Source organism: Sorangium sp. So ce693, assembly GCF_051521375.1.
In the GTDB taxonomy this organism is placed as follows: Bacteria; Myxococcota_A; Polyangia; order Polyangiales; family Polyangiaceae; genus Sorangium; species Sorangium atrum.
This window is the reverse complement of record NZ_CP150347.1, coordinates 6,268,813-6,292,057: the sequence shown is the minus strand read 5'-3', so window position 1 is coordinate 6,292,057 and position 23,245 is coordinate 6,268,813. Positions and strand designations below refer to the sequence as shown.

The 23,245-nt window shown below is 70.8% G+C and carries 19 protein-coding genes and 1 pseudogene; 8 read left to right on the top strand and 12 right to left on the bottom strand.

Translation table 11 applies throughout. The features are described from left to right. Window positions 1-60: 60 nt before the first annotated feature. Window positions 61-639, bottom strand: coding sequence for a superoxide dismutase (locus WMF14_RS23355; RefSeq protein ID WP_437803769.1), 579 nt, complete (start codon window positions 637-639; stop codon window positions 61-63). A 621-nt stretch (window positions 640-1,260) separates the two neighbouring features. Between WMF14_RS23355 and WMF14_RS23350 the strand changes: the two genes are divergently transcribed. Beyond that, window positions 1,261-1,941 carry a hypothetical protein gene (locus tag WMF14_RS23350; RefSeq protein ID WP_437804480.1) on the top strand — a complete coding sequence of 227 codons (681 nt, stop codon included), beginning with the start codon at window positions 1,261-1,263 and terminating at the stop codon, window positions 1,939-1,941. 104 nt (window positions 1,942-2,045) lie between these two features. Here WMF14_RS23350 and WMF14_RS23345 read toward each other — a convergent pair. Continuing rightward, window positions 2,046-2,282, bottom strand: a pseudogene (locus WMF14_RS23345) (hypothetical protein); the annotation flags it as partial. 378 nt (window positions 2,283-2,660) lie between these two features. Here WMF14_RS23345 and WMF14_RS23340 point away from each other — a divergent pair. Beyond that, a complete protein-coding gene (locus WMF14_RS23340) occupies window positions 2,661-3,524 on the top strand; it encodes a LysR family transcriptional regulator (protein WP_437803767.1) in 864 nt (287 codons plus the stop codon). Between the two features lie 100 nt (window positions 3,525-3,624). On the opposite strand, the gene WMF14_RS23335 is transcribed toward WMF14_RS23340, so the two are convergent. From WMF14_RS23335 to WMF14_RS23325, 3 genes are all read right to left on the bottom strand, one after another. Beyond that, window positions 3,625-4,848 (bottom strand): GNAT family N-acetyltransferase, encoded by a 1,224-nt coding sequence (locus WMF14_RS23335; RefSeq protein ID WP_437803765.1) that lies wholly within the window; start codon window positions 4,846-4,848, stop codon window positions 3,625-3,627. Window positions 4,849-4,950: 102 nt separating this feature from the next. Next, entirely contained in the window at window positions 4,951-6,321 is a 1,371-nt protein-coding gene (locus WMF14_RS23330) for a sigma 54-interacting transcriptional regulator (protein WP_437803762.1), read from the bottom strand. A gap of 112 nt (window positions 6,322-6,433) precedes the next feature. Beyond that, complete coding sequence (locus WMF14_RS23325; RefSeq protein ID WP_437803760.1) at window positions 6,434-8,221, bottom strand: hypothetical protein; 1,788 nt, start codon at window positions 8,219-8,221, stop codon at window positions 6,434-6,436. A gap of 672 nt (window positions 8,222-8,893) precedes the next feature. On the opposite strand from WMF14_RS23325, the gene WMF14_RS23320 reads away from it, so the two are divergent. Continuing rightward, window positions 8,894-9,211: a hypothetical protein gene (locus tag WMF14_RS23320; protein WP_437803758.1), complete on the top strand. Its 318-nt coding sequence runs from the start codon at window positions 8,894-8,896 to the stop codon at window positions 9,209-9,211. Between the two features lie 133 nt (window positions 9,212-9,344). Here the strand turns inward: WMF14_RS23320 and WMF14_RS23315 are convergent, their stop codons facing one another. The 3 genes from WMF14_RS23315 to WMF14_RS23305 form a co-directional block, all read right to left on the bottom strand. Beyond that, window positions 9,345-9,632, bottom strand: a complete 288-nt coding sequence (locus WMF14_RS23315; RefSeq protein ID WP_437803756.1) for a hypothetical protein — start codon at window positions 9,630-9,632, stop codon at window positions 9,345-9,347. After that, on the bottom strand, window positions 9,625-9,882 hold the full coding sequence (locus tag WMF14_RS23310; RefSeq protein WP_437803754.1) for a hypothetical protein: 258 nt from the start codon (window positions 9,880-9,882) through the stop codon (window positions 9,625-9,627). The genes WMF14_RS23315 and WMF14_RS23310 overlap by 8 nt, the downstream gene beginning before the upstream one ends. A gap of 102 nt (window positions 9,883-9,984) precedes the next feature. Continuing rightward, on the bottom strand, window positions 9,985-10,806 hold the full coding sequence (locus WMF14_RS23305) for an alpha/beta hydrolase (RefSeq protein ID WP_437803752.1): 822 nt from the start codon (window positions 10,804-10,806) through the stop codon (window positions 9,985-9,987). Between the two features lie 534 nt (window positions 10,807-11,340). On the opposite strand from WMF14_RS23305, the gene WMF14_RS23300 reads away from it, so the two are divergent. Together WMF14_RS23300 and WMF14_RS23295 are read left to right on the top strand one after the other, a co-directional pair. Further along, a complete protein-coding gene (locus WMF14_RS23300) occupies window positions 11,341-13,041 on the top strand; it encodes a DUF1592 domain-containing protein (protein ID WP_437803750.1) in 1,701 nt (566 codons plus the stop codon). After that, window positions 13,038-14,414, top strand: a complete 1,377-nt coding sequence (locus tag WMF14_RS23295; protein ID WP_437803748.1) for a DUF1552 domain-containing protein — start codon at window positions 13,038-13,040, stop codon at window positions 14,412-14,414. The genes WMF14_RS23300 and WMF14_RS23295 overlap by 4 nt, the downstream gene beginning before the upstream one ends. An 80-nt stretch (window positions 14,415-14,494) precedes the next feature. Here the strand turns inward: WMF14_RS23295 and WMF14_RS23290 are convergent, their stop codons facing one another. Beyond that, on the bottom strand, window positions 14,495-15,661 hold the full coding sequence (locus WMF14_RS23290) for a S1C family serine protease (RefSeq protein WP_437803746.1): 1,167 nt from the start codon (window positions 15,659-15,661) through the stop codon (window positions 14,495-14,497). Between the two features lie 173 nt (window positions 15,662-15,834). Here WMF14_RS23290 and serA point away from each other — a divergent pair, with 173 nt between their 5' ends. Continuing rightward, window positions 15,835-17,094, top strand: coding sequence for a phosphoglycerate dehydrogenase (gene serA, locus WMF14_RS23285; protein WP_437803744.1), 1,260 nt, complete (start codon window positions 15,835-15,837; stop codon window positions 17,092-17,094). 36 nt (window positions 17,095-17,130) lie between these two features. On the opposite strand, the gene WMF14_RS23280 is transcribed toward serA, so the two are convergent. The 3 genes from WMF14_RS23280 to WMF14_RS23270 all read right to left on the bottom strand — a co-directional run bounded on the left by WMF14_RS23280 (window position 17,131) and on the right by WMF14_RS23270 (window position 20,916). Beyond that, complete coding sequence (locus WMF14_RS23280) at window positions 17,131-18,366, bottom strand: MFS transporter (RefSeq protein WP_437803742.1); 1,236 nt, start codon at window positions 18,364-18,366, stop codon at window positions 17,131-17,133. A gap of 152 nt (window positions 18,367-18,518) precedes the next feature. Next, window positions 18,519-19,391, bottom strand: coding sequence for an alpha/beta fold hydrolase (locus WMF14_RS23275; RefSeq protein WP_437803740.1), 873 nt, complete (start codon window positions 19,389-19,391; stop codon window positions 18,519-18,521). A gap of 118 nt (window positions 19,392-19,509) precedes the next feature. Next, window positions 19,510-20,916 carry an FAD-binding oxidoreductase gene (locus WMF14_RS23270; RefSeq protein WP_437803738.1) on the bottom strand — a complete coding sequence of 469 codons (1,407 nt, stop codon included), beginning with the start codon at window positions 20,914-20,916 and terminating at the stop codon, window positions 19,510-19,512. A 167-nt stretch (window positions 20,917-21,083) separates the two neighbouring features. On the opposite strand from WMF14_RS23270, the gene WMF14_RS23265 reads away from it, so the two are divergent. Both WMF14_RS23265 and WMF14_RS23260 read left to right on the top strand, forming a co-directional pair. Then, on the top strand, window positions 21,084-22,022 hold the full coding sequence (locus WMF14_RS23265; RefSeq protein WP_437803737.1) for an alpha/beta hydrolase: 939 nt from the start codon (window positions 21,084-21,086) through the stop codon (window positions 22,020-22,022). Between the two features lie 584 nt (window positions 22,023-22,606). Continuing rightward, the gene (locus tag WMF14_RS23260; RefSeq protein ID WP_437803736.1) at window positions 22,607-23,050 is read left to right on the top strand and encodes a hypothetical protein; all 444 of its coding nucleotides are present in this window, start codon (window positions 22,607-22,609) and stop codon (window positions 23,048-23,050) included. Window positions 23,051-23,245: the final 195 nt, after the last annotated feature.

Here is a 23,245-nt window from a genome sequence, read left to right as displayed (position 1 = left end):
GATCGCTCCGACGCCTGGAAGCATGGCGGCCTCGACGCCGCCTTCGCGGGAGCGCGTGGGTCACAGCTTCGAGGCGGCGTGGTCCCAGTTCACCAGGTTCCACCATGCCTCGACGTACTTCGCCCGGGCATTGCGGTAGTCGATGTAATACGCGTGCTCCCACACGTCGCACGTGAGCAGCGGCGTCTTGCCCTCCGTGAGCGGGTTCCCGGCGTTGCTCGTCTGCACGATCTCCAGCTTGCTCGAGCTGTTCTTCACCAGCCAGGCCCAGCCCGAGCCGAACTGACCGATGGCCGCAGCGCTGAACTTCTCCTTGAACGACGACACGCTTCCGAACGCCTCCTCGATCGCCGCACGGAGCGCGGCGGAAGGCTCACCGCCGCCCTGCGGCTTGATGCTGTGCCAGTAGAACGTGTGATTCCACACCTGAGCTGCCTGGTTGAAGACCGCGCCGGACGTCGTGCGGACGAGATCCTCGAGGCTCTTGCCCGCGAGCGCCGGGTCCGCTGCCACGAGCTCGTTCAGCTTCGTGACATAGGCGTTGTGGTGCTTGCCGTGGTGGAAGTCGAGCGTCTCCGCCGAGATGTGGGGGACCAGCGCGTCTTTGGCGTAGGGGAGCTCGGGAAGAGTGAAGGCCATGGTTCTGTTCCTCGTGTTGCTGTCGACGGCTGCGCGCTCGTCGCAGCCCGTTGTGAATAGCTCGGCGAAGACCTTCGGGTGGCGCTCCGGCCACGGATCGAACGTCCGCGCATCGCGGCCAGACAGCCGCTCCACGTCGCCGAACCGGCGGCAACGTAGCAGCCCCGGTGGATGCGTGTGGCGCCTTGCCAATGAGTTGGCAGTTTTCCATCCATTTGGAGAGGCGACCTCCCGGCCCGCGGTTCCGTTCGCCTGCCAGACCCGACAGATGGCGCCCTGTTCCATGCCTCGAACGCGGCCGTTCCAGATCGCCGTCTGGCGTCGCTCCGGGTAACGCCGCATACTCTGGACGTGATCCTTGAGCGGTCGTGGGCGGGTCTCGTATGCCCGCCTCCGGCCCTCCCGCACCGGTGGTCCCCCACCACCGTGGGTCGACCCGGTGTGCCCGATGGGCCTGCTCGGAGACGCCGTTGCCGGGTCAGGCATAGCGCGATCACAGGGGCCGTCAATCTGATTGCTGAGAACGCTTGCTCGACCTCGATGACGCTGGCAGCCGCATGGCAGAGGCGGACTCCTCCGGCGCGAACGAGCGTCTGGGCAGAAGGACGATGCGGAGGCAGAATGAAGACGAAAGAACTTGGGAATACGCTGGGTCTCGTGGTCTGCGCCGGCGCCGCGCTCGGCCTCTTCACGGCCTGCTCGGGCGCCGACGTGTCGGACGAGCCGCTCGAGGAGCTCGGGACGGCGTCGTCCGAGATCATCGCCGCCAGCGAGGTGGTGCTCCACGATCTCTCGAACTTCTCCGGCGCCTCGCAGGGGTTCGGGATCGGGCGCTACACGCTCGCGGACATGGCGATCATCGGCGACAATACAGCGAGCGCGATCACGGTCCCCGCCGGGCTCCGGGCGACGGCCTTCTTCGGCGACAACTTCGGGTGGGATGTGCGCGTCTTCACCTCGGACACGGACCTCGCGGCCGCGGGCTTCGACAACACCATCTCGAGCCTCGTCGTCGCGCACGCCTCGGACCCGCAGCTGGACGCCGTCACCTTCTACGAGAACGCCAACTTCTCGGGCGACTCGTTCGCGTTCGGCGTCGGCGCCGCCCTCCTGTTCGCCAGCCCATGGACCGCATGGGACTTGCGGATCAGCTCCGTCCGCGTCCCCCCCGGCTTCAAGGTGACGATCTCCGACGGGTGGATCGGGTATCCTACGAATACGCGCGTCCTCACGGCGGACGCGAACCTCGCTCCCCTCAGCTTCGACAACAAGGTCCGAAGCTTCATCATCGAGCGCTTGTAGGAGCGGGCGCGCGGCGCGGCCGGCGCGCCTCGGCACGGAGGCCGCCGCGCCAGGCTGCTGCCGCCGACGCACGAGAACAACGCATCGATGGCGGAGTGCGACAGCTTCGCCGCGTAGGCGTGGCCTCGCCGATTGCGGATGCGCTTCTCGACGCTCACGGACCTCCCCTGGGCTGCTGTCAGCTCCACCTCGGTGATGTCGCGGTCGAGGACGAGATCAGGTATTCGCCATCCACCGCGTGCGCTGCGGCAACGGGCGAGTAGGAGCCGCACAGGATAGCCCGGGGACTTTCCCTCCACACGTCGTCCTGCGCCTGCCCCGGGGACAACCCAAGCAGCCATTGATGGATCGCCCCGAGCGAGCATGCCTAGGCGGACGAGGTGCAGCCTCGCCCGATTTCGCTGATCACGTCGAGGAGCGCGGTGAAGCCGTACTCGTAGCCGCCGTAGCGAGCCGGCCGCATCAGCCGAAAGAAGCCGGCGCGCGGGCCGACGGTGCGCGCTCTGCCTTCAGGGGCCTCGGGGAGACCGGCATCGCGATGGCGGCCCGTGCATCCGCGCGGATCTCCGCGAGGCGGGACGCCGCGCCGGCGCCGCCACGCTTAGGGATCACGTCCGGAGTATGCGAAGATGCCCGGGACGGCGCTAGAGGGCGCCCTGGAACGGCCGCGTTCGAGGAGTGGAACGTTGAGGGAGCCCGATGATCTGTCCGGTCTGTCGATGTTCGTGCGCATCGTCGAGGAAGGCTCGCTCAGCGCGGCCGGCCGGGCGCTCGGCCTGCCCAAGGCGACCCTCAGCCGCAACCTCGCGCTCCTGGAGAAGCGGCTCGGCGCTCCGCTGCTGATCCGCTCCACGCGCGCGCTCAGCCTGACGGATACGGGCAGGCGCTTCTTCGACAAGGTCCAGCCCATCGTTCGAGAGGCGCAGCAGGCGACCGCCGAGGTCAAGATCCTCCACGCGTCTCCCTCGGGGCTGCTGCGCATCACCGCGCCCGTCGCCTACGGTCAGGCGGCGATCGCGCCCCGGCTGCTCTCGTTCATGAGGCGTTATCCGGCGGTCCGCATCGACCTGCATCTCCATGACGGGCGCGTCAACCTGGTCAATGGCGGCTACGACATGGCCGTCCGCATGGGGGCGATCGAGGACAGCGAGCTGATCAGCCACAAGCTGGCCGATATCACCATGGTCATCGTCGCCTCGCCGACCTGGCTGGAGCAGCACGACGTGCCCCAGAGGCCCGCCGACCTCGCCCGGCATGCCGCCATCGTCACGCGGCCCGAGCTCGTTCACTGGAAAGTCGGCGGGGAGACCGTGCGTGTCCCCTGGCGCATGAGCACTGGCAACATGATCGTCACGCGGGATGCCGCGAGGGCGGGGCTGGGCATCGCTTTCGTACCCGAGTTCCTCGCGTTGCCTGACCTGGAACGAGGGTCGCTGGTACGCCTGCTCCCCGACCTCGATCTGCCGATGATCCAAGCGACCGCCCTGTATACGCGGGCCGCCAGCCAATCGGTGGCGCTGCGCGCCTTGCTGGACGACCTCCTGGCCAGCCGGCCCATCGAGGCCGATGCCGCGCCGCCGTGACCCTGCCCGGGCGCGGGTGTAACCCCCCTCTGCTGCGACATGCGATGTGGTTACACCGGCTTTTTATCAGGTGGGGTGAGGGGGAACGAGCCGGCGCCCTTCAAAACCTGTCTGCCAGCGTGAGCTGCGGGTGCTGCGCCGGGAAGAGCACCGGGACGAGCCGGGCGGCGTCTCCGGTGAGCCGGAGCTTCCCCGCGTCGCACACCTCCAGCGGCGCGTCCGACCCGAGGAGGAGCCGCGCCCCCGCCCAGCCGCCGCGGACGGCGCTGCGCGCCCCCGCGGCGCTCCGCCCGTGGACGACCTCGACGCGGCCGCGGTCGAGGCGGAGCGTCGCCGTCTCCTCCGGGCTGGCGAGGGTGAGCGCGCCGCGGTAGCCCGCGAGCTCGGACGCGGCGAGCCGGGCCGCGAGCTCCGGCGCCATCGCCGCGAGGCATCCCGGGAGGTCGACGACCCGGACCATCGCGGCGCCGCTTTCGACATACCGCTGCTCGTAGCGGCTGTTCAGGGTCCGGAGCCGCGCGGCGAGCGCCGAGCGGTAGGGGAGCGTGTCGAAGCGCAGCTCGGGGAGCGCCTTCCGCCGGCAGAGGGCCCCGAGCGCCGAGAGCGCCGCGTCCGGTGCGCCGGTCGCCTCGGCGCACACGAGCCGGTTCCTGCCCGCCTGGACGACGACATGCCCTTCGGGGCGCTCTCGATCAGCGCCCCAACACCAGGCCTCGACGTCCTTGCGCATGCCGCTCCAAGAGCGCAGAAAGGTCGGCCGCACCGCCGTGCCTGTGAGGCCGGCGTTCCACCGGTTGTGCAGCCGCACCAGCGCCTGCGTGGGCGCCGCGGGGATCCGGCGGAGCCCCCGCGGCGGAGGCAGCGTGGCCGGGAGGTCGGCGAGCTTCACGCGCCACCGCGACTCGGGCCAGGCCGGCACGTAGCCGAACCGGTGGTAGAAGTCGTCGATCCCGAACAGGATCGAGAGGTGATAGCCGCAAGCGCGCATGCGCTCGAGGCTGTGCGGGGCCGTGCGGGCCATGAGCCCTTTCCCGCGGTGGGCCGCCTCGGTGGCCACCGCGCCGATGCCGCCGCAGCGCACCTCCGCCCGACCGATCCGCATCCGGTAACCCCACACGCCCCAGTGGGTGACCAGCGCATCACCGAGGAATCCGACGGCCGAGGCCTCCCAGTCGTAGTGGCTGTGGTTCACGTACCAGGCGGCGCAATCGGCGCGGAAGCTCGCGTAATTGCCAAAGGTGCGCGCCGCGATCTCGATCACCGCCGCCGCGTCGGCGACCGGAGCGGGGGAGCGGACGGCGAGGGGCGGAGTCTTCAGAGGCATACCCGCCCTCGGTAGGAGCGGTTCGTCCACGGCGCGGGATCGAGCATGGTTCCCTCCTATCCGGCCCCCGCCAACCCTGTCCAAGTTTCTGACGCCGCGGCGCTACCCCTCGGGATCGCGCTCCGGCCCCAGCCCGTGCCGGTGGAGCAGGCGGTACAGGTACCGCCGATCCAGCCCCGCGGCGGCCGCGGCCCGCGAGACCTTGCCGTCGTGGGCGCGGAGCAGCGCCTCGAAGTAGCGGCGCTCGAAGTCCGCGAGGATCCGGTCGCGCGCCTCGGCGTACGGCACGCTCGCGTCGACCGGCGGCGGGGCGTTCACCGGCGCGAGCTCGCTCACGGGCGGCGGCGCGCGGAACACGAGGTACTGCTCCACGTAGTTCCTGAGCTCGCGCACGTTGCCCGGCCACGCCGCGCGCTTCAGGCGGGCGATGACCTTCGGCTCCCGCAGCGCCGCGGCCTCCTCCGGCGTCGCGTGGAGCGCGGCGAGGAGATCGTCGAGCAGCGCCGGGATGTCCTCCGGCCGCTGCCGGAGGGGCGGCATCGGGATCCGCACGACCGCGATCCGGAAGTAGAGATCGGCCCGGAAGCGGCCCGCGTTCACCTCGGAGCGCAGGTCCCGGTGCGTGGCCGCGATGACGCGCACGTCGACCGTCCGCGCCGTGTTCGTCCCGACGCGGCGGATCTCGCGCGCCTCGAGCGCCCGCAGGAGCTTCGGCTGCAGGTCGAGCGGCAGCTCGCCGATCTCGTCGAGGAAGATGGTCCCGCCCGACGCCTCCTCGAAGGCGCCGACGCGCTGCTCCGCCGCGCCCGTGAACGCGCCCTTCGCATGCCCGAAGAGCTCGCTCTCGATCAGGTTGCCGTGGATGGCCCCGCAGTCGACGACAACGAACGGCTTCTCGCGCCGCGCGCCCCGCTCGTGGATCGAGCGGGCCGCCTGGCTCTTGCCGGTGCCGGTCTCGCCCTCGAGCAGCACGGTGACGTCGCGCTCCGCCGCCCGGGCCAGGAGCGCGAACACCCCGCGCATGGCGGCCGACGCGCCCGAGAGCGCGCCGAACCGCGCCTCGTCCCACAGCGGGAGGCGGTTGTGCTCCGTGCCGAACTCGAAGCGCGCCACGGTCTTGCCGACGCGGATGAGGCTGCCGGTGCGCAGAAACGCCTCGACGACGGAGACGCCGTCGACGGCCGTGCCGTTGCGGCTCTTCAGGTCGCGGACGCGCGCGCCGGCTTCGTCGATGCGGATCTCGCAGTGGAAGCGCGAGACGGTGGGGTCCGCGACGACGAGGTCGTTGCCTTCGTCCGATCCGAGCGAGCACCGATCGGCGGAGGAATCCCACACGACGCCCCGGGCCGGCCCCTCGACGAGCTCCAGACGGAAGCGGCGCACCGCGCCCGCGCCGTCATCCGCGGGCGAGCCGGTGTGCGTCAGCGTCTCGGGGCCGCCTTCGGCCGCCTTGCTCGGAGGTCTGCTGGGCACGCGGCCACGGTATCACAGCGGGCGCGGGGGCCATCGCGCCGCGCTCGGGCGGCTCGAACGCGCGCCGGCCGGATCGAGCGCGCGCCCAGCGTCCGTGGGGCCAGCGCCGCGCTCAGAAGAACCCGATCGGCCCCGGCGACCACGGGAACTCCACCGCCTCGCCGACAGCGGGCGGCGCGACGCGGCGGAGCCTCCCGTCGCGCCACGCCAGGATGACGAGCCCCGGATCCTCGAGCGGCGCGCCCAGGTCGACCTCAAGCCGCGTCGGCCTCCCGTCCGCGACCTCGGCGACCCGGATCGTGGCGCCGCACTGGCCGACCTCGTAGCCCGCGGCGATCGGCGAGGACGGCGCGCGGTAGAGGGTCTCGAACGCCCCGGTCAGCATCGTCCCGCCGATGGGCCCGAGGGAGAACGAGGACGGGCCCGTGCGCGTGAGGCGCTGCGTGCCCTTGTTCATGGAGAGGATCGACCAGCAGGAGAACGACTCGGGCGACTCCAGGGCGCGGATCGCCTGAGGGTACATGGACGCCATCGGATCCGAGGCGGCCGCGATGAAGACCCGCTTGCGTGGCGGCGCCTCGATCTCCGCGCTGCGGGCGATGTCCTCGACCTTGCGCGCGATATCGATGCTCGATGCCGTGGCGGCGAGGAACAGGAGCGGCGCGAGCCCGAGGTGCACGGCGGCGAGGAACCAGGCGCCGGCGCGGCGGGGCCATGACGCGACCCCGGGCGAGGCGGCGCGGCCCAGCCCGCGCAGGACGACGACGGCGAGGAGCGGCGCGATCCCGAGGCCCGGCATCAGGAGCAGGCGCGACCCGGGGAAGCCCCCGAGGCTCGTGAAGAAGGCGAGGAGCGCCCCGGGGACGAGCCAGCGCAAGGCGGCGCGCTCGCGCTCGGGGACCGCGGGGAGGCAAGCGCGGTAGAGGAGGGCGACGCCGGCGGCCGCCGCGAGCCCGACCGCGATGAAGGGGAGCTTGGGGAGCGGGACGGAGAGATCCGCGGGCACGGCCACGAGGGCGCCGCCGATCAGGATGGGCAGCCGCTCCGCCGCGGCGGCCACGAAGGCGAGGGGGCTCGTGAGCGGGTCGATATACCCGCCCGTGTGCGCTGCGCCGCCGCCGAACGCCTTGTACGCGGCGAAGTACCCGAGGAGGCCGAGCGCCGGGAGCACGCCGGCCGCCCGGGCGCGCCAGCCGTCCGCGCGGCCCGGCGGCACGGGACCGGCGAGCTGATAGGCGATCCAGTACGCCGCCCCCCCGAGCGCCGCCTCGCCCCCGAGGAGCCCGATCCCGAGCCCGAGCGGGCCGAGGTACAGCCCGGGCCGCCACCCTTCCTCGCGGTAGCGGAGAACCGCAAGCAGCCCGAGCACCACCGGGAGCGCCGCGAGCAGCAGGTGCTGGCACGCGATCCAGCCGGCCGGGTGGACGTGGTTCCCGCTGATCGCGAAGATCAGCAGCGCGAGCGCCGCGGTCGCGCCCGGGAGCACGCGCAGGAACAGCCTGCCTGCGGCCGCGACCAGGGCGACATAGAGCGCGATCGAGACGAGGTGGTACCCGAGCGAGGTGTCGCCGAAGACCGCGCGCTCCAGCGTGAGCAGCGCGCTCGCCAGGGGGCGGACAAGGTGGATCCTGAGCTCCAAATCGGTCCACCACGGCAGCCCGGAGATGGAGACGGCAGCCCGTGTCTCCTCCGGGGCGCCGGGGAAGAAGTTGTAGAGATCGTACCAGGGCGGCGAGCCAGGGATCAGCTTCGCGAGGTAGCAGAACAGGATGTAGTCATCGGCATAGAAGGCGATCGCCACCGTGGGCAGCGCCAGGGCGAGCGCGGCGAGCAAGACAGCTGGGAAGAAGCGAGGGTGGCTGAGCCACCGCGCGAAGCGATCGGAAGGATCCGGTTTCATTCGAGCCCGCAACGTAGGGTATGCCGCGCGCGCCGTGTAGATGGACCGGGGCGCTACGCGCGGCGCCGTCGTATCCACGGATTACTCGGCCCTCAGGCATAGGCCGCAGGCAAGTGTGATTTGCATTACGTTTGTGCGAAGGCGACGTCTCCTGGAGCGCTGCGCTGATCGAGCTCTGTTGACGAAACGTGCGGCGTGACCCGGACACGTGCTCCCTCCGTTCCGCGCGCAAGACGGCCAGCGCGCGCAGATCCGTGACATACATGGTTGCGCTCGCGGCGAGCGTGACATCGCGCATCGTTGCCGATGTTCCGGCTGGACCCGGACAGAGCGACTGAGGCGCGTCATCGCTCCTAAGCCTGTCTCGGCTCCTGCCTGACTCCTCTGTTTGAGAATTCACATGACGAGCGCCCACGGCGCTGTCAGCACGCGTCGAGCGGCGACCAAGACGCACGACGCCGCGGTGTCCCGCGACGCTCCAGAGCCCTCCAGTCTGCTCTGCGCGCACCATCGTTTGACGGCGTCGGAGAGGAGATGGCAGCGTCGGAGAGGAGAAAGTCAACACCATGAAATTTGTTGATCCTCGGAGTCTCGCGACTACGTTTCATGACCGTGGTGAGTTGACGATGCGTCGCGACGACGCGTGCGGCGTGTTAACAAGGGGGTTGATTCATGAACAAGATCATCGGTTATGGCGCTTCGCTTCTCGTGCTTGCCGCTGCCGGCAGCGTCTTCTTCGGCGCGTCGCCGGCGCAAGCCGGCGACTCTCACTGGACCGAGCCCGGGCCGTCCGGGGGCGATGAGTGCAAGGACAAGCTCAGCGGCCTCTGTGAATGCGTGAAGATGGTCCTGAAGGATATCAAGTACGCTGAGAAGAATGGCTCCGGCAAGATCAAGCATCCCGAGGATGTCCTGGATGACGCCAAGGACGATCTCAGGCAGTGTGTGAAGATGTTCTGCAAGGACGACGAAAGCAGCTGTGATTGGTAGCCGGTCCTGAGCCAGATGCGAGCGAGCCAGGCGGGGTGTGGCCGGCTGCCTTCGGAAAGGGCCGTCCGTAGCCAGCCTGCAACGTCCGGTGCTCGCCCGCGCTCTCGGCGTCGAGGTCGAGGCGACCGCGGCGTCAGGGCAGGGTCAACGTCGTCCGGTAGATGATCGTTGGCCCGCCCTGCGCCCGGAACCAGTCGAGATCCTCTGCGTCCAGCGGAGAGGTGTAGTTGTACACCGTCATCTCGTGCTCGCCGGCGTCGAGCGCCGAGGCGAAGCACGTGTCCCCGCGCGACGGCAGGTCGAGGACGAAGGAGACCGACAGCGCGTCCGGGTCGACCTTCCAGAGCGAGCAGCGCCTGGGCTCGAACGAGGACTCGACGAGGTACTTCTGCGCCTGCTGCGCGGGCGGCAGCTCATCCATGTCGAGATCGTAATTCCCCGTCTCGTTCAGGTTGCGGCGGCCGAACAGGTGGATCTCGTCGCCGGCCGGGCCCCTCGTACACGGCGAACGTCGTCCCCTGCGGCTCGAACTTCGTCGGATCCTTCCCGAGCACGGCGAAGTAGAGGTACAGCGCGCCGCCGTAGGAGAGCAGCCGCGGCTCGCGCACGTCGGTCCCGAGGGCGACGCGGGTCTCCACCGTCCAGCGCGCCTGGTCGGTCGAGCTGACCACGTAGATCTCGGCCTTGTCGCTGGCGAAGTGGTTCGGGGCCGTGCGGAACGCGAGGAAGTAGCGGCCCTCGTGGCGAGGGGCGCAGCTGTGCCCGGACGGCCGTCAGCGCATCTCGGCGGCGGCGTCGCGGATGAGCTGCAGGAGGTCGCGCCGCATCTCGCCGCTCACCGTGTGGCCGACGCCAGGGTAGCTCGCCAGCCTCGCCCTTAGGCCGCGCGCGTCGAGCGCCGCGATCGCGTCGCGGGTCGGGCCGATCGGGACGCGGCGATCGTCCTCGCCGTGGAGCGCGACGAGCGCCGGAGCCGCCGCGCCTGCGCCGGGGAGCACCGCGGGGGGGACCCAGCCGCCCATGGGGAAGGCGGCGCCGACGACGCGCGGGTGGTGCAGGGCGAGCGCGAACGTGAGCGCGCCGCCCTGGGAGAAGCCGGTCACGATGGCCTTCCCCCGCGTCGGCCGCTCGGCGGCGACCCGCTCAATCGCCGCCGCGAGCGCGGCAGCCGCGCGCAAGATGCCCTGTCCCACGTCATCGCTCGCGAGCGCCTGCTGGAGCGGAAACCACGAGTAGCCGCCGCCGTACGGCGCGAGCCCGCGCGGCACGACGAGGCGCACCTTGAAGTCGGCGCCCGACAGCAGACCCGCGAACGACTCGGGCCGGTCGCCGAGCCCGTGAATCGCGATGACGAGGGGGAGCGCCTCGTTCCGGTCCGCGCCGCCCGTGACCTCTTCGAGGTACTCGACCGCGGCGGCGGGGGCCGTCGCGCTCGCGGCAGGCGCGGGGGGAGGCGCCTGCTGCTCGGTGCCCGCCGCGCCGCCCCCGGGCGGGGCTGCCCGTCGCTCGCACGCGGCGAGCAAGACGAGCGACGCGAGCGACGCGAGCGCCAGCGCAGACGAGGCGTGGCAGCGGCGGAGGCGAGCGGGGCGCATCGCGGAGATGCTTGCTGAACCCGCTGCTCGGCAGCAACAGCGAACTTCCCGGCGGCAACACCGCACCCGCCTCGGCGGGCCTGGCCAGCCATCGAGATCTCCTGCCATGGCCGCATGCATGGGAGATCACACACACGAGTGAGGAGAGTTTTGGGTGCCGTTGGATTTGTCTGCTCCAGGGCGATCGCCGCGCATCTGCCATCGACCAAGATTTTTTTGGGTTGTTAGTAAAGTGTATTTCCTACATAACTGGATCTAGCTGCTTGGCTTAGAGCGAACGAAACCTCTTGTCGCCAGGCAGCCGATGGTCGGCGCGTCGCGTCGTTGCTCCGCGACGCCCTGCTTCAGCAGGGCGCCTCGTTGCACCCGGCGTTGCGCCCACCGTCGGCTGCCTGGTGCAGTCCGGATTTGTTCGGAGCCTTTCTTCAGGAGAGGTCGGCGACCTCACCGGCTTATCGATTGACCATCTCGTCGCGGTGGCGGCCAAGGTGTGTCTCCTGCGTACACAATCGATCTGCTCATCAGGAGAGCTCGATGATCTCACCGGCTTGTCGATTGACCGCCTTCCCGCGGTGGCGGCGGCTGTTCGGCGCGCAGCTGAGCGTCGCTGCGCTCCTGATCTCGGGGTGTACGGGCGCCGTGGGTGATCCGCGGGAGGGCGAAGGGGATGGCGTCATTCCGGGCGGGCCGACAGGGCCCGAGGTCGCCGAGCGCAGCATGTTCCCGCGGCTGACCCACGCGCAGTGGGAGAACACGGTGCGCGACCTCCTGCGCCTCGACGACCGGCCCGGGCTCTCGGCGTCGTTCACGAGCGACCCGCTCGGCGGCGTGTTCGACAACAACGAGGCTGCGCTCCTGGTGGCGCCGGGCCTCTGGGGCGATTACCAGCGCGCCGCCGAGGAGCTCGCGGCGATGGTGACCGCCGACCAGGGCAAGCTCGATCGGATCGCGCCCGCGGACCTGCCGGACGCGCCGGAGGCGCGGGCGCAGGCGTTCGTCGAGCGGTTCGGCGAGCGGGCGTTCCGGCGCCCGCTCACGGCCGAGGAGCGGGATGCGTACGTCGCGCTGTTCCAGCGCGGCGAGGAGCTCTTCGAGGGCGAGGACCCGTTCGCCGCGGGCGTCCGCGCGGCGATCGAGGCGTTTCTGCAGTCCCCCCATTTCGTCTACCGCGTCGAGATCGGCGCCGGGCCGGCGGAGGGGGGGCTCATCCCGCTCGGCGGATACGAGATCGCGACCAAGCTCGCCTACACCCTGTGGAACACGATGCCCTCCGACGAGCTCCTCGAGGCGGCGAAGGCGGGCGAGCTCTCGAGCCGCGAGGCCGTCCGCGCCTACGCCGGGGGGATGCTCGAGGACCAGCGCGCCCGCGAGGTCGTCGGCGCGTTCCACCGGCAGCTCTACGACTACGAGCAGTACCACGACCTCAACAAGGACCAGGCGCTCTACCCCGAGTTCGTCCCCGAGATGGGCGACGACATGCAGCGCGAGGCGGAGCTCTTCGTGGATCACGTCGTCTTCGACGAGGAGGGCGGGCTCACCGACCTGCTCACCGCGCGCACGGCGTTCGTCAACGATCACCTCGCCGCGGTCTACGGCGTCGAGGGCGACTTCTCGGACGAGTTCAAGCGGGTGGAGCTCGACGAGGCGGAGCGCTCGGGGCTGCTCACGCGCCTCGGCTTCCTCGCGGCCAAGGCGACGGCGCGGCAGCCGGACTCGATCCACCGCGGCGTGTTCGTGAACCTCAGGATCCTCTGCGCGGCGCTGCCGCCGCCGCCCGACAACGCGACCTCGCTGCCGCCGGGCGAGCTCGCGACCAACCGCGAGCGCGTCGAGGCGCACACGGGCAAGGGGACGTGCGGCGCGTCGTGCCACGGGGTGCTCATCAACCCCGCCGGGTTCGCCTTCGAGCATTACGACGCGATCGGCAAGTACCGCACGACCGACAATGGCGCTCCCGTCGACTCCGCGGACGTCTACACCCTCGGCGGCCAGCCGAGGAGCTACGCGGATGCGGTCGAGTTCAGCCAGCTCCTCGCCGAGAGCAGCGAGGCGCACGCGTGCTACGCGCAGCGCTGGATCGAGTTCTCCCACGGCCGCGGCGTGCGCGCGGAGGACCGGGCGCTCGTCGAGGAGCTCGGCGAGGCGTCGCGCGGCGGCGCCTCGACCAAGGAGCTCCTCCTCCAGATCGTCTCTTCGACTCCGTTCCTCGCTCGCGTTCCCGCGGAGGCGCCATGATCACCCGACGACGTGTGCTTCGAGGCCTGTTCGGCGTCACGGTGGCGCTCCCGTTCCTGGAGACCTTCGCGCCGCGCCGCGCGGCGGCCGGTACGGGCGACGTGCCGCCCTTCGCGATCTTCATGCGCCAGGCGAACGGCGTGGCGCAGCAGGTCGGCGACGAGCCGGAGATGTTCTGGCCCAGCGCGACAGGCCCGCTGACCGCCGAGTCGATGGCCGCGGACGCCGATCGGGCGGTGAGCGAGCTCAAGGACTACGCGAGCCGGCTAATCATGGTGCGCGGCGTCCGCTTCGCGTTCCAGGGCAACGGGTGCGGCCACTCCGGCGGCGGCAACCAGTGCCTGACTGCCGCGCAGGTGTCGGAGGATCCGGCGGGCAACGAGTCGCTGGCGATGGGCGAGTCGATCGACAACCGCATCGCGACCGAGCTCAACCCGGCGGGCGTCGAGCCGCTGACGCTCTACGCGGGCAGGATGGCCGGCTACATCAACGAGGTGCTCTCGTACCGCGGGCCGAAGCAGCTGCGCGCCGCCGAGCGCGACCCGTACAAGGCGTACCAGAAGCTCTTCGGGCTCGCCGAGGTGGACGCCGCGGCCGCGGAGGCGCTGGCCGCGCGCCGCGCCAGCGTGAACGACCTGGTCCGGGAGCAGATGCAGGCGCTCATGCGCCGGACGGACCTCAGCAAGGGCGACCGCGAGCGGCTACAGCTCCACTTCGACAGCATCCGTGACCTCGAGGTCGGGCTCGCCTGCGCGCTCCCGCCGGAGCGGGTCGCGGAGATGGAGGCGATCTCCCCGAACGTCGGCAGCTACGACAACGTGGAGACCGTCACCCGCATGCAGATGGACATCATCGCGCTCGCGATGGCGTGCGGCGCGACGCGCGCGGCGACCCTGCAGGTCGGCGACGGCAACGACTCGACCGAGTACACGATCCACGGCGTGCGGCAGAAGAGCTTCCACAAGATCTCGCACCGCATCGACGGCGACGGCGAGGTCGGCCCGCCGATCGAGGGCGCGCAGGAGCTGCACCACCAGATCGACCGGATCCACGCGCGGATGTTCAAGCACCTGCTCGACAGGCTCTCGTCGTACGACCTCGGCTCGGGGACGCTCCTCGACCGCGGCGTGGCCGTGTGGCTCAACGACCTCGCGGACAAGTACCACGCCTACTCCAGGGTCCCGTACATCCTCGCCGGCGGCGCCGCGGGCTACCTGAAGACCGGCCAGTTCATCGACGAGCGGATCACCGTCAACAAGCTGCTCAACACGATCGGCGCGGCCGTCGGCTGCACGAACGGCCAGGGCGGCCCGCTCGACGACTTCGGCGACGAGAGCCTGGAGGGCGGGCTGGTGGATACGATCGTGGCCTGAGAGAGGAGCCCGCCCGCAGCGGGCGAGCTCCGCCAGCGCTTGGGTATATCGGGGATAGGGCTGGGGAAGGGGAGGGCGGCTCAGCCGAGGAGCTCTACCGCGACCTCGATGGTGGCCTTCTCGCCGCTCGGGCCGCGGAGCACGTCGACCTTCACCTTGTCGCCCGGCTTCTTGCCGTCGAGCACCTGGTACAGCCCGTCGTAGTCCGCGACGGGCGTGCCGTCGATCCCGACGATCACGTCGCCGAGGACGAGCCCGCGGTCGCCCTCGGAGAGGCCGTGCAGGCCCGCCTTTTCGGCGGGGCCGCCCGGGACGACGCTCATGATGATGAGGCCGCGGATGCCGTTGCGCCGCTCGAGGCGGCGGGACTGATCGAGCTGGATGCCGAGGCCGACCTGCTCGGCCTTCCCGGTCCGGATGATCTGCGGGACGATCCGCGCGATCGTCGTCGACGGCACGGCGAAGCCGATGCCGGCGGAGCTGCCGCTCTTCGAGAAGATCATCGTGTTCATCCCGATGAGGTGCCCGCTCGAGTCGAGCAGCGGGCCGCCGGAGTTGCCGGGGTTGATGGCGGCGTCCGTCTGGATCATGTCGCGGATGGTCACCTCGCCCACGCCCTGGACCTGGCGCCCGAGCGCGCTGATGATGCCGGTCGTCAGCGTGTGATCGAGGCCGAACGGGTTGCCGATCGCGATCGCCTTCTGCCCGACCTCCAGCGGCTCGCGCAGGGGCGCGACCTGGATCGGCTTCAGCATGTCCTTGGGGGCGTCGATCTTGATGACCGCGATGTCCTTGCGCGGCTCGACGCCGACGAGCTTCGCCGGGAACGTCTTCTCCCCCTGGAGCCGGACGACGAGCGACTGGGCGCCGGCCACGACGTGGTAGTTCGTGACGACGTGCCCGTCGGCGTCCCAGACGAAGCCCGAGCCCGAGCCCGCGGGCACCTCGACGGCGGTACCCCAGAAGCGGTCCACCACGAGCCGCTGCTGAGTCACGAAGACCGTCGAGGGCGCGACGTCGCGGAACACGGCGATCGAGTTGCGCTCGTCCTCGATGAGCGCGCCCTTCGACGGCGGGACGGGCGGCGGCGTCGTGTCGATCGTCGCCGACGCCGTCGGCGCGTCGGGGACCTTCGTCGCGTTGGGCGACGGTCCGCTGGGGCCGGGCTTCCCCTTGCATCCAGCGGAGGCGGCGAGCGCGGCGACGACGAGGACGGCAGGGAGTCGAGCGTGTCTGCGGTGGCGCATGCGGCGCAATCTAGCTTGCTATCGGCGAGGCGTCTCCCCTGCGGCGCGCGGCGGGGCGGCGCGGCAGTCTGCCGCGCGCAACGGATGCGCGGAACGGATGCGCCCTGGCATCGGCGTCGCATCGGATCCTGGGATGCAAAAGGGCGAAGTTGCGGTAGATGTGGCCTTGACGGATGAAGCCCATGACGCCCTCAGCAACGAAATTCCAGACGACCCCCCCTGTCGTGAAGGAGCCCGTCAAGGTGCTCCTGCTCGAGAACATTCACCAGAGCGCGCACGAGCTGTTCCGGTCGCGATCGTTCGAGATCGAGACGCGGAGCTCCGCGCTGAAGGAAGACGAGCTCATCGCCGCGCTCGCGGGCGTGGACATTCTCGGCATCCGGAGCAAGACGCACGTCACCGCGCGCGTGCTGGAGAAGGCGGACAAGCTGCTCTCCATCGGGTGCTTCTGCATCGGCACGAACCAGGTCGACCTCGACGCGGCGAACCGGCGCGGGGTGCCTGTGTTCAACGCGCCGTTCAGCAACACGCGCAGCGTCGCCGAGATGATCATCGGCGAGTCCATCATGCTGGCCCGGCAGCTCGGGGACAGGTCGCGCGAGGTGCACGCGGGCACATGGAAGAAGGTCTCGAAGGCCTGCTACGAGATCCGCGGCAAGACCATCGGCCTCATCGGCTACGGCCACATCGGCCAGCAGCTCGGGGTGCTCGCCGAGGCGATGGGCATGCGCGTCGTCTACTACGACATCGCCCAGAAGCTCCCGATGGGCAACAACCGCGCGCTGCCGACGCTGCAGGCGCTGCTCGCGGAGTCGGATTTCGTCTCGCTCCACGTGCCGGCCACGCCGGAGACGCGGGACATGATCGGCGCCGCCGAGCTCGCGCAGATGCGCAAGGGCGCGTACCTGCTCAACGCGAGCCGCGGCTCGGTCGTGGTGATCCCGGCGCTGGCCGAGGCGCTGAAGAGCGGCCACCTCGCGGGCGCGGCGATCGACGTCTACCCGGAGGAGCCGGAGTCGAACTCTGACGGCTTCCTGACCGAGCTGCAGAAGCTCCCGAACGTGATCCTGACGCCGCACATCGGCGGCTCGACCGAGGAGGCGCAGGAGGCCATCGGGCGCGAGGTGTCGCGCGCGCTGACGCAGCTCGGGACGACCGGGGCGACGACGGGCGCTGTGAACTTTCCGAATGTCGAGCTCCCGCCGCTCAAGGGCACGCACCGCGTCCTCAACGTCCACCGCAACGTGCCCGGCGTGCTCCGCGACGTGAACCGCATCGTGTCGGACGTGAACGCCAACATCGACAGCCAGGTCCTGTCGACCGACGCCAACATCGGTTACCTGATCATGGACCTGTCGCAGGACGTGTCCGCCGAGGTGAGCCGGCGCATCGGCGCGCTGGAGACCAGCATCCGCACCCGCGTGCTCTACTGAAGCCGCGTCGAGCCGGGGCGCCGCCGCGCCCCGGCGCTATTCATTCCAGACCGGGACGCTGACGCGCTCTCCGGCGCTGCGCCGCGAGGCCGGGTCGTCGCCCGCGAAGACGACGGTGAACACGACGAACGCGGCCCACAGCACCGCGAGGTGGTAGATCATCGCGATGCCGCCCGCGGCCTGGTAGATGGCGCTCGACGCGGGGGGGCCGAGGAGCATCCCGGCGGCGTAGAAGACGTTGTAGATCGAGTTCGCGCGGCTGTAGTCGCGCGGCGCGGTGACGACGCCCTGGAGCGCCAGGCTGAGCGGCGATATCGACGCGAGCGTCGCCCCCGCGACGAACACGGCCGCGCACATCGCGTCGTAACGATCGAGGTACACGAAGCCGAGGATCATCAGCGTGCCGATCGTGCCGAGCACGCGCATGAGCAGGAGGTGGCCGCGGCGGTCGCCGATCCGGCCAAAGACGTTGGTGAAGAGGAGCATGCCCACCGCGAAGTAGGCGGGGATCTGGATCGTCTGATCGCGCGTGACCCCCTTTTCCGCCATCAGGTAGAGCGGGAGGAACAGCACGACCGACGCCTGGAAATACCCGTAGGCGAAGGTCGCGAAGCACGCGGTCTTGATGCGCCAGAGGATCGAGGCGGAGGACGACGAGGGATCCTCCGCGCTCGCCGCGCCGGCCTTCCCGTGGGCCTCGGACATGCCCGGCAGGTCGCGGTCGAGGCGCGCGAGCACGAGGACGGCCGAGATCAGCGAGATCACGCACGAGAGGAGGAACGCCGCGGGCATCGAGGAGAGCGCGACGATGTGCGGCGCGCAGAGCGGGCCGAGGACGTAGCCGAGCGCCATCGAGACGGCGTAGAGGCTCGTGACGAACGCCTTGTTGTCCTTGTCCGACCGGGCGAGCAGGATCGTCTCGCAGCTCACCCAGATGCCGACCGAGCAGGCCCCGTCGAGGAAACGCACCGCGGCGATGGCGGCGAAGCTCGGCAGGAAGGGGAAGGCGCCGACCGCCGCCGCGTACCCGGCCAGCGCGAGCATCAGCGTGGTCTTCGCCGAGAACCGGCGGATGAGCGTGTCCATCGGCAGCGAGAGCAGGACGATGCCGAGCGCGAAGCACGACGCGAGCAGGCCGATGTCGGTCTTGGTGAACCCGCGCGCATCGAGGAAGACCGCCGTGAGCGAGATGGCGATGCCGTACGCGAGACCGAGGAGGAAAATCGCGCCAAAGACGAGCCAGATGTTGCGATCGGGGATGCGGCGGAGCATGAGCGCCCGCCAGGTTCGATCGGTCGCTCCGCCGTGTCAAACGGGTACGTACGGCAGAAAACGCGCCTCTCTGGCGGTCGCGTCGCGCCGCGCGCGCTCGCGCGAGCGCCGCTCGCGGGACAGCGCGGCGCGACCGCGCTGCAGCGAGCGCGTCAGCGCAGGAAATCGAGGAGGATCTGATTGACCTTCTCGGGCCTGTCGTAGTGCACGAAGTGGCTCGCGTCGGGGACGCGCGCGACTCGGGCGTTCGGGACCAGGGCCGGATCCGGCTCGGCGAGCTCGGAGCCGAGGTAGCGATCGTGCTCGCCCCAGATCACCAGCGTCGGGGCGTCGATGCGGGGCGGCCTGCCCAGCCCGCGGAGGCTGGCCGGACGGAAGAGGGCGCGGTAGTAGTTGATCATCGCCGTGAGCGCGCCGGGCTGCGACCACGCCTCGACGTAATGGGCGAGATCCTCGTCGCTCACCGCGCCCGGACGCCGCGGGTCGTCCTTCACCGCCGCGCGTAGCCACGCGAAGCCGTCCCTCCGCGCTGCGAGCTCCGGGAGCTTCGGGAGCTGGAAGAAGAACATGTACCAGCTCTTGCGGAGCTGCTGCGCCGTGCGGAACCCGGCGAGCAGCCGCGCGGGGTGAGGGCAGTTGAGGACCACCAGCCGATCGAGGAGCGCCGGATACCGCGCCGCGAACTCCCAGGCGACGCCGCCGCCCCAGTCGTGGCCGACCACCGCGGCGGCGCGCTCCGCGCCCGAAGCCTGGACGAGCGCGGCCACGTCCGCGGTGAGCTCGTTAACCCCGTAGGCCGAGGCGCCCTCCGGCTTGTCCGAGAGGTTGTAGCCGCGCATGTCGGGCGCGATCACGCGGTAACCCGCCTCCACAAGCGCGGGTATCTGATGGCGCCACGAGTACCAGATCTCGGGAAAGCCATGGAGGAGCACCACGAGCGGCCCGTCGCCCGCCTCGACGTAGTGGAGGCGCACGCCGCCGTGCTCGGTGAACCGGTGCGAGAGCTTGGATTCGTCGAGGGTCATCGTCTCTCCTTGCGCTGATTCCATCGAACGGCCGCCGGCGCTCTGCCGTGCGGTCACGGGTTGAATCGCTGGTTGCACCATGGGGGTCCGCGTGCGTCGCGAGCGAGCCGGAGGGCACTCAGACGTCGATGATCTTGCCTGGGTTCATGAGGTTCAGCGGATCGAGCGCCCGCTTGATCGACCTCATGATCGCCAGCTCCTCGGCCGAGCGAGAGTAGGGCAGGTAATCCTTCTTGAGCAGGCCGATGCCGTGCTCGGCGGAGATGCTGCCGTGGTACTTCTTCACGAGCGAGAAGATGGCGTGATCCGCCTCGTGGGTGCGCTTCAAGAACTCCTCGCGCGTGAGGTCGTCGGGCTTCATCACGTTGATGTGGAGGTTGCCGTCGCCGATGTGGCCGAAGAGCGCGATCTCCCACCCTGGATAGCGGGCCTCGAAGAGGCTCTCGAGCTCGGAGCAGAAGCCCTCGAGCTCCTGGATGGGGAGGGACACGTCGTTCTTGTGCGGCAGCCCGGTCGCCGACAGGCTCTCGCTGATCCCCTCGCGGAGCGCCCAGAGCTCTGCGGCCTGCGCGCCGTGCTGCGCGAGCGTGCCGTCGGTGACCAGCCCGCGCTCGAACAGCGAGGTGATCCACGCCTCGAGCGCCTCGGGCTCGCCGCGCTCGACCTCGATGAGCACGTAGTAGTCCGACGGCGCGGAGAGCGGCACGCGCACGTTCCGGTGGCGGCGCAGGCGCGCCTGGCACTTCTCGGTGAAGAACTCGTAGGCCATCACCACGAACGGCCCCGTCCGGGCCTCGCGGAACAGCGCGAGCACGCCGGCGAGGTCGGGCACCGCGAACAGGAACACGTTGAGCGCCTCGGGCACCCGCGTGAGCTTGAGCGTCGCCTCGGTGATGATGCCGAGCGTGCCCTCGCTGCCGATGAACAGCTGGCGCAGGTCGATCCCCGTGTTGTTCTTCTCGAGCGCGCCGTTCAGCTCGAGCACGGCGCCGCTCGCGGTGACGACGGTGAGCCCGAGGACCCACTGGCGCGTGAGGCCATAGCGGATGACCTTCACGCCGCCGGCGTTCGTGGCGATGTTGCCGCCGACCTGGCTCGACCCCTTCGAGGCGAAGTCGACAGGCCAGGTGAGTCCGTGCGGCGCGACGTGCTGGTGCACCGCCTCGGTGACCGCGCCGGCCTCGACGCGCACGGTCGCGCCGAGGACGTCGACCGGGCCCATCTTGCGCATCCGCTCGAGCGACACGACGAGCTCGCCCCTGGCCGCCACGGCGCCGGCGGCGAGCCCGGTGCGGCCGCCGGAGGGCACGACCGGGACGCGGTGCTCGGAGCAGAGGCGGAGCAGCCGCGAGACCTCGTCCGTTGAGCGCGGGAGCGCGAGGGCCGAGGGCCTGGGCTCGTGGACCTTGGTCCAGTCGCGGCCGAACGTCGCGAGATCGGCGGCGTCCGTCGAGAGGAAATCCGCGGGGAACTCGCGCTGGACGGCCGCGAGGAAGGGGCCGGAGAGGCCGGGAAGCGGGGTCATGGCTGGGTCGGTAGTGCGGCATCGCCGGGAGGGCAAGGGCAGGCGGTCTTCGCCCTCACCCCGGCGCCGGCGCGCCGAGCGGGTCGCTTCGCTGGCGGGAGTCGTCGCGGCGCAGCGCCGTGCGAGCGTTGCGGCGCCACGGCCGACAAGGCATCTTGGCCGCGCGCATGGACAGGGCGGACCGCGCGGCAATCGTGGCGAGCATGGCGGTGCTGGCGCTGGCCGCGTGCGAGCGCGCTGCCAGCGAGGCGCCGCGCGGATCCAGCGCCGCGGGCGCTCCCGAGGGCGGCGGGGGCGGCGCCGCCGCGGACCCGATCGAGGCGAGCAGCGGCGCGTCGGGCGCGAGCGAGCAAGGCAACGCGGGCGGCCAGGGTGGCGGGGGCGGGCAGGGCGGCGCGGGCGGGGCGCTGAGCTGGGAGCCGGTCGAGACGGACTGGTGCTCGGCAGGGTGGATCGGCCTGGACGACCACACCTGCTTCCATGTGCCGGAGACCGCGCTCCGCGGCGCGCCGATCCTTTATGTGCTGCACGGGGCCATGGCGCCCGACTCGCTGCCCGTGGACCTCCAGGCGACCGCCGCCGAGGCCGCCGAGGCGCTCGGCGCCGTCGCCGTGTTCCCGCGCGGGAAACCAGGACTCTGCACATGGGATCCGTCCGTGGAGACCTACTCCTGCTGGCCAACGCGCCGCGAGACCGTCGACGCCGCGGCGCCCGCCCTGCTCGAAGAGTGGATGCGCGCAGAGGCGCTGATGGAGCGGATCCTCGGCCAGACGTTCGGCGGGCGTTATGTCATGGGCTTCTCCAACGGCGGCTATTTCGCGAGCTACGTGGCGCTCGAAGGCCTCGTCGCCGTCGACGGCGCGGCGCTCGTCGGCGCGGGGCGCATGGTCATCGAGGAGGACCTGTTCTCCGAGGAGAGGCCGCCGATCTTCATCGCCGTCGGCGAGCTCGAGCTCGCCTCCACCATCGCGAGCGCCGAGAACCTCGCCGACGTGCTGACCCAGCACGGCTGGGAGCACGAGCTCGTGGTGCACCCGGAGCGCGGCCACGAGATCCACGCCGACGACTTCTCTCGAGCCTGGGAGACCTGGATCGCCGCGCCCTGAGCGGCCCCGCGCCGCCGCCGCGCTCGCCCGGCGCCGGCGGAGGATGAGCCGATTCGATAGGACCCCTGACGCTCTCAACGCAGGACGCCCGGAGCGTCCTTTTTGAGCACTCCTGCGTACACGGGCGCAGAGGAGATGGGCTGAGCGCGCCGCGCGGCGCGGCGCTGATCGCCTGAGGACGGCCAATGCATCTGCGGCGCTATCGCTCCTTGTCTCATGTTGTCGGCGTGGAGGCTCGACATCGTCGGAGACGCCTCGTCGAGGCGCGCTGCGCCGAATAATCCGCAGCGCGCGAAAGGCGTGTTATTGCCGGAGCCGCCGCGTCGCGCGCGGCGCTCCCGGCGGGCGCCGAGCGCGCCTGGAAGCGCCTTCTCTGCGCAGTGATCCGGCGCGGGGAGACGCGCCGGATCACCGCGGGGTCGTGCGCTGTTTAGGAATGTCGGTTTGTCGTTGCCTCGCGCCCGCCGCGCGCGCCCTTGGGCGGCAGGCTCTGCACACCAGCTCTCGGGCATGAGCGCTGCTCTCTCCGCAACCCGACTGGCGCGACGGTCTTGCAGACGTCGCGGGCAGGGCAAGGAGGAGAAATGATCGAGCTGTTGAATACCAGGTTGATGTGCGTCGCGATGGCGATGGCGGCGCTGACCACCGGGTGCGCGGTGGGCGCGGGCGACGAGGGCGTCGACGAGAGTGGCGCGGACGAGGCCGTGACGGTGGAGGAGACCTCCCAGGCGCTGTGCGGCGGCTCGCGGAGCTGCGGGGCCCCCGGCGGCTTCACCGACCCGAACTGGGGCTGGAACAACGCGGGCTGGGCCAACGGGACCTGGGGCGGCGTCCCGGGCTGCGGCAACAACTGGGGCAACCCGGGCTGGAACAATTGGGGCAACCCGGGCTGGAACAACTGGGGCAACTTCGGGAACTTCAAGCCTTGCGGCTGGAGCCCCTGGGGCAACAGCTGGAGGCCGGGGTGCGGCGGCTCCGGCATCGGCGGCTTCGCCCCCGGCTGGGGCGGCGGCTGCAATAGGTTCTAGCCCAGGGGCCCGGAGTCCATCCGCGGCGACGAAGGCGAGCGCGGGCCCTGGCTCGGCGCGTGACGGGCCCTCGGAAGGCGAGGGGGCCCCTGCGCGCCCGATGCCTGAGCAGTGGGTCGTCTGACGGGTCGCCCGGGGGAAGTCACCGGGACCCTGGCCTCCGGGAGCTCGCGGCAAACGCGCAGCTCCTGGAGG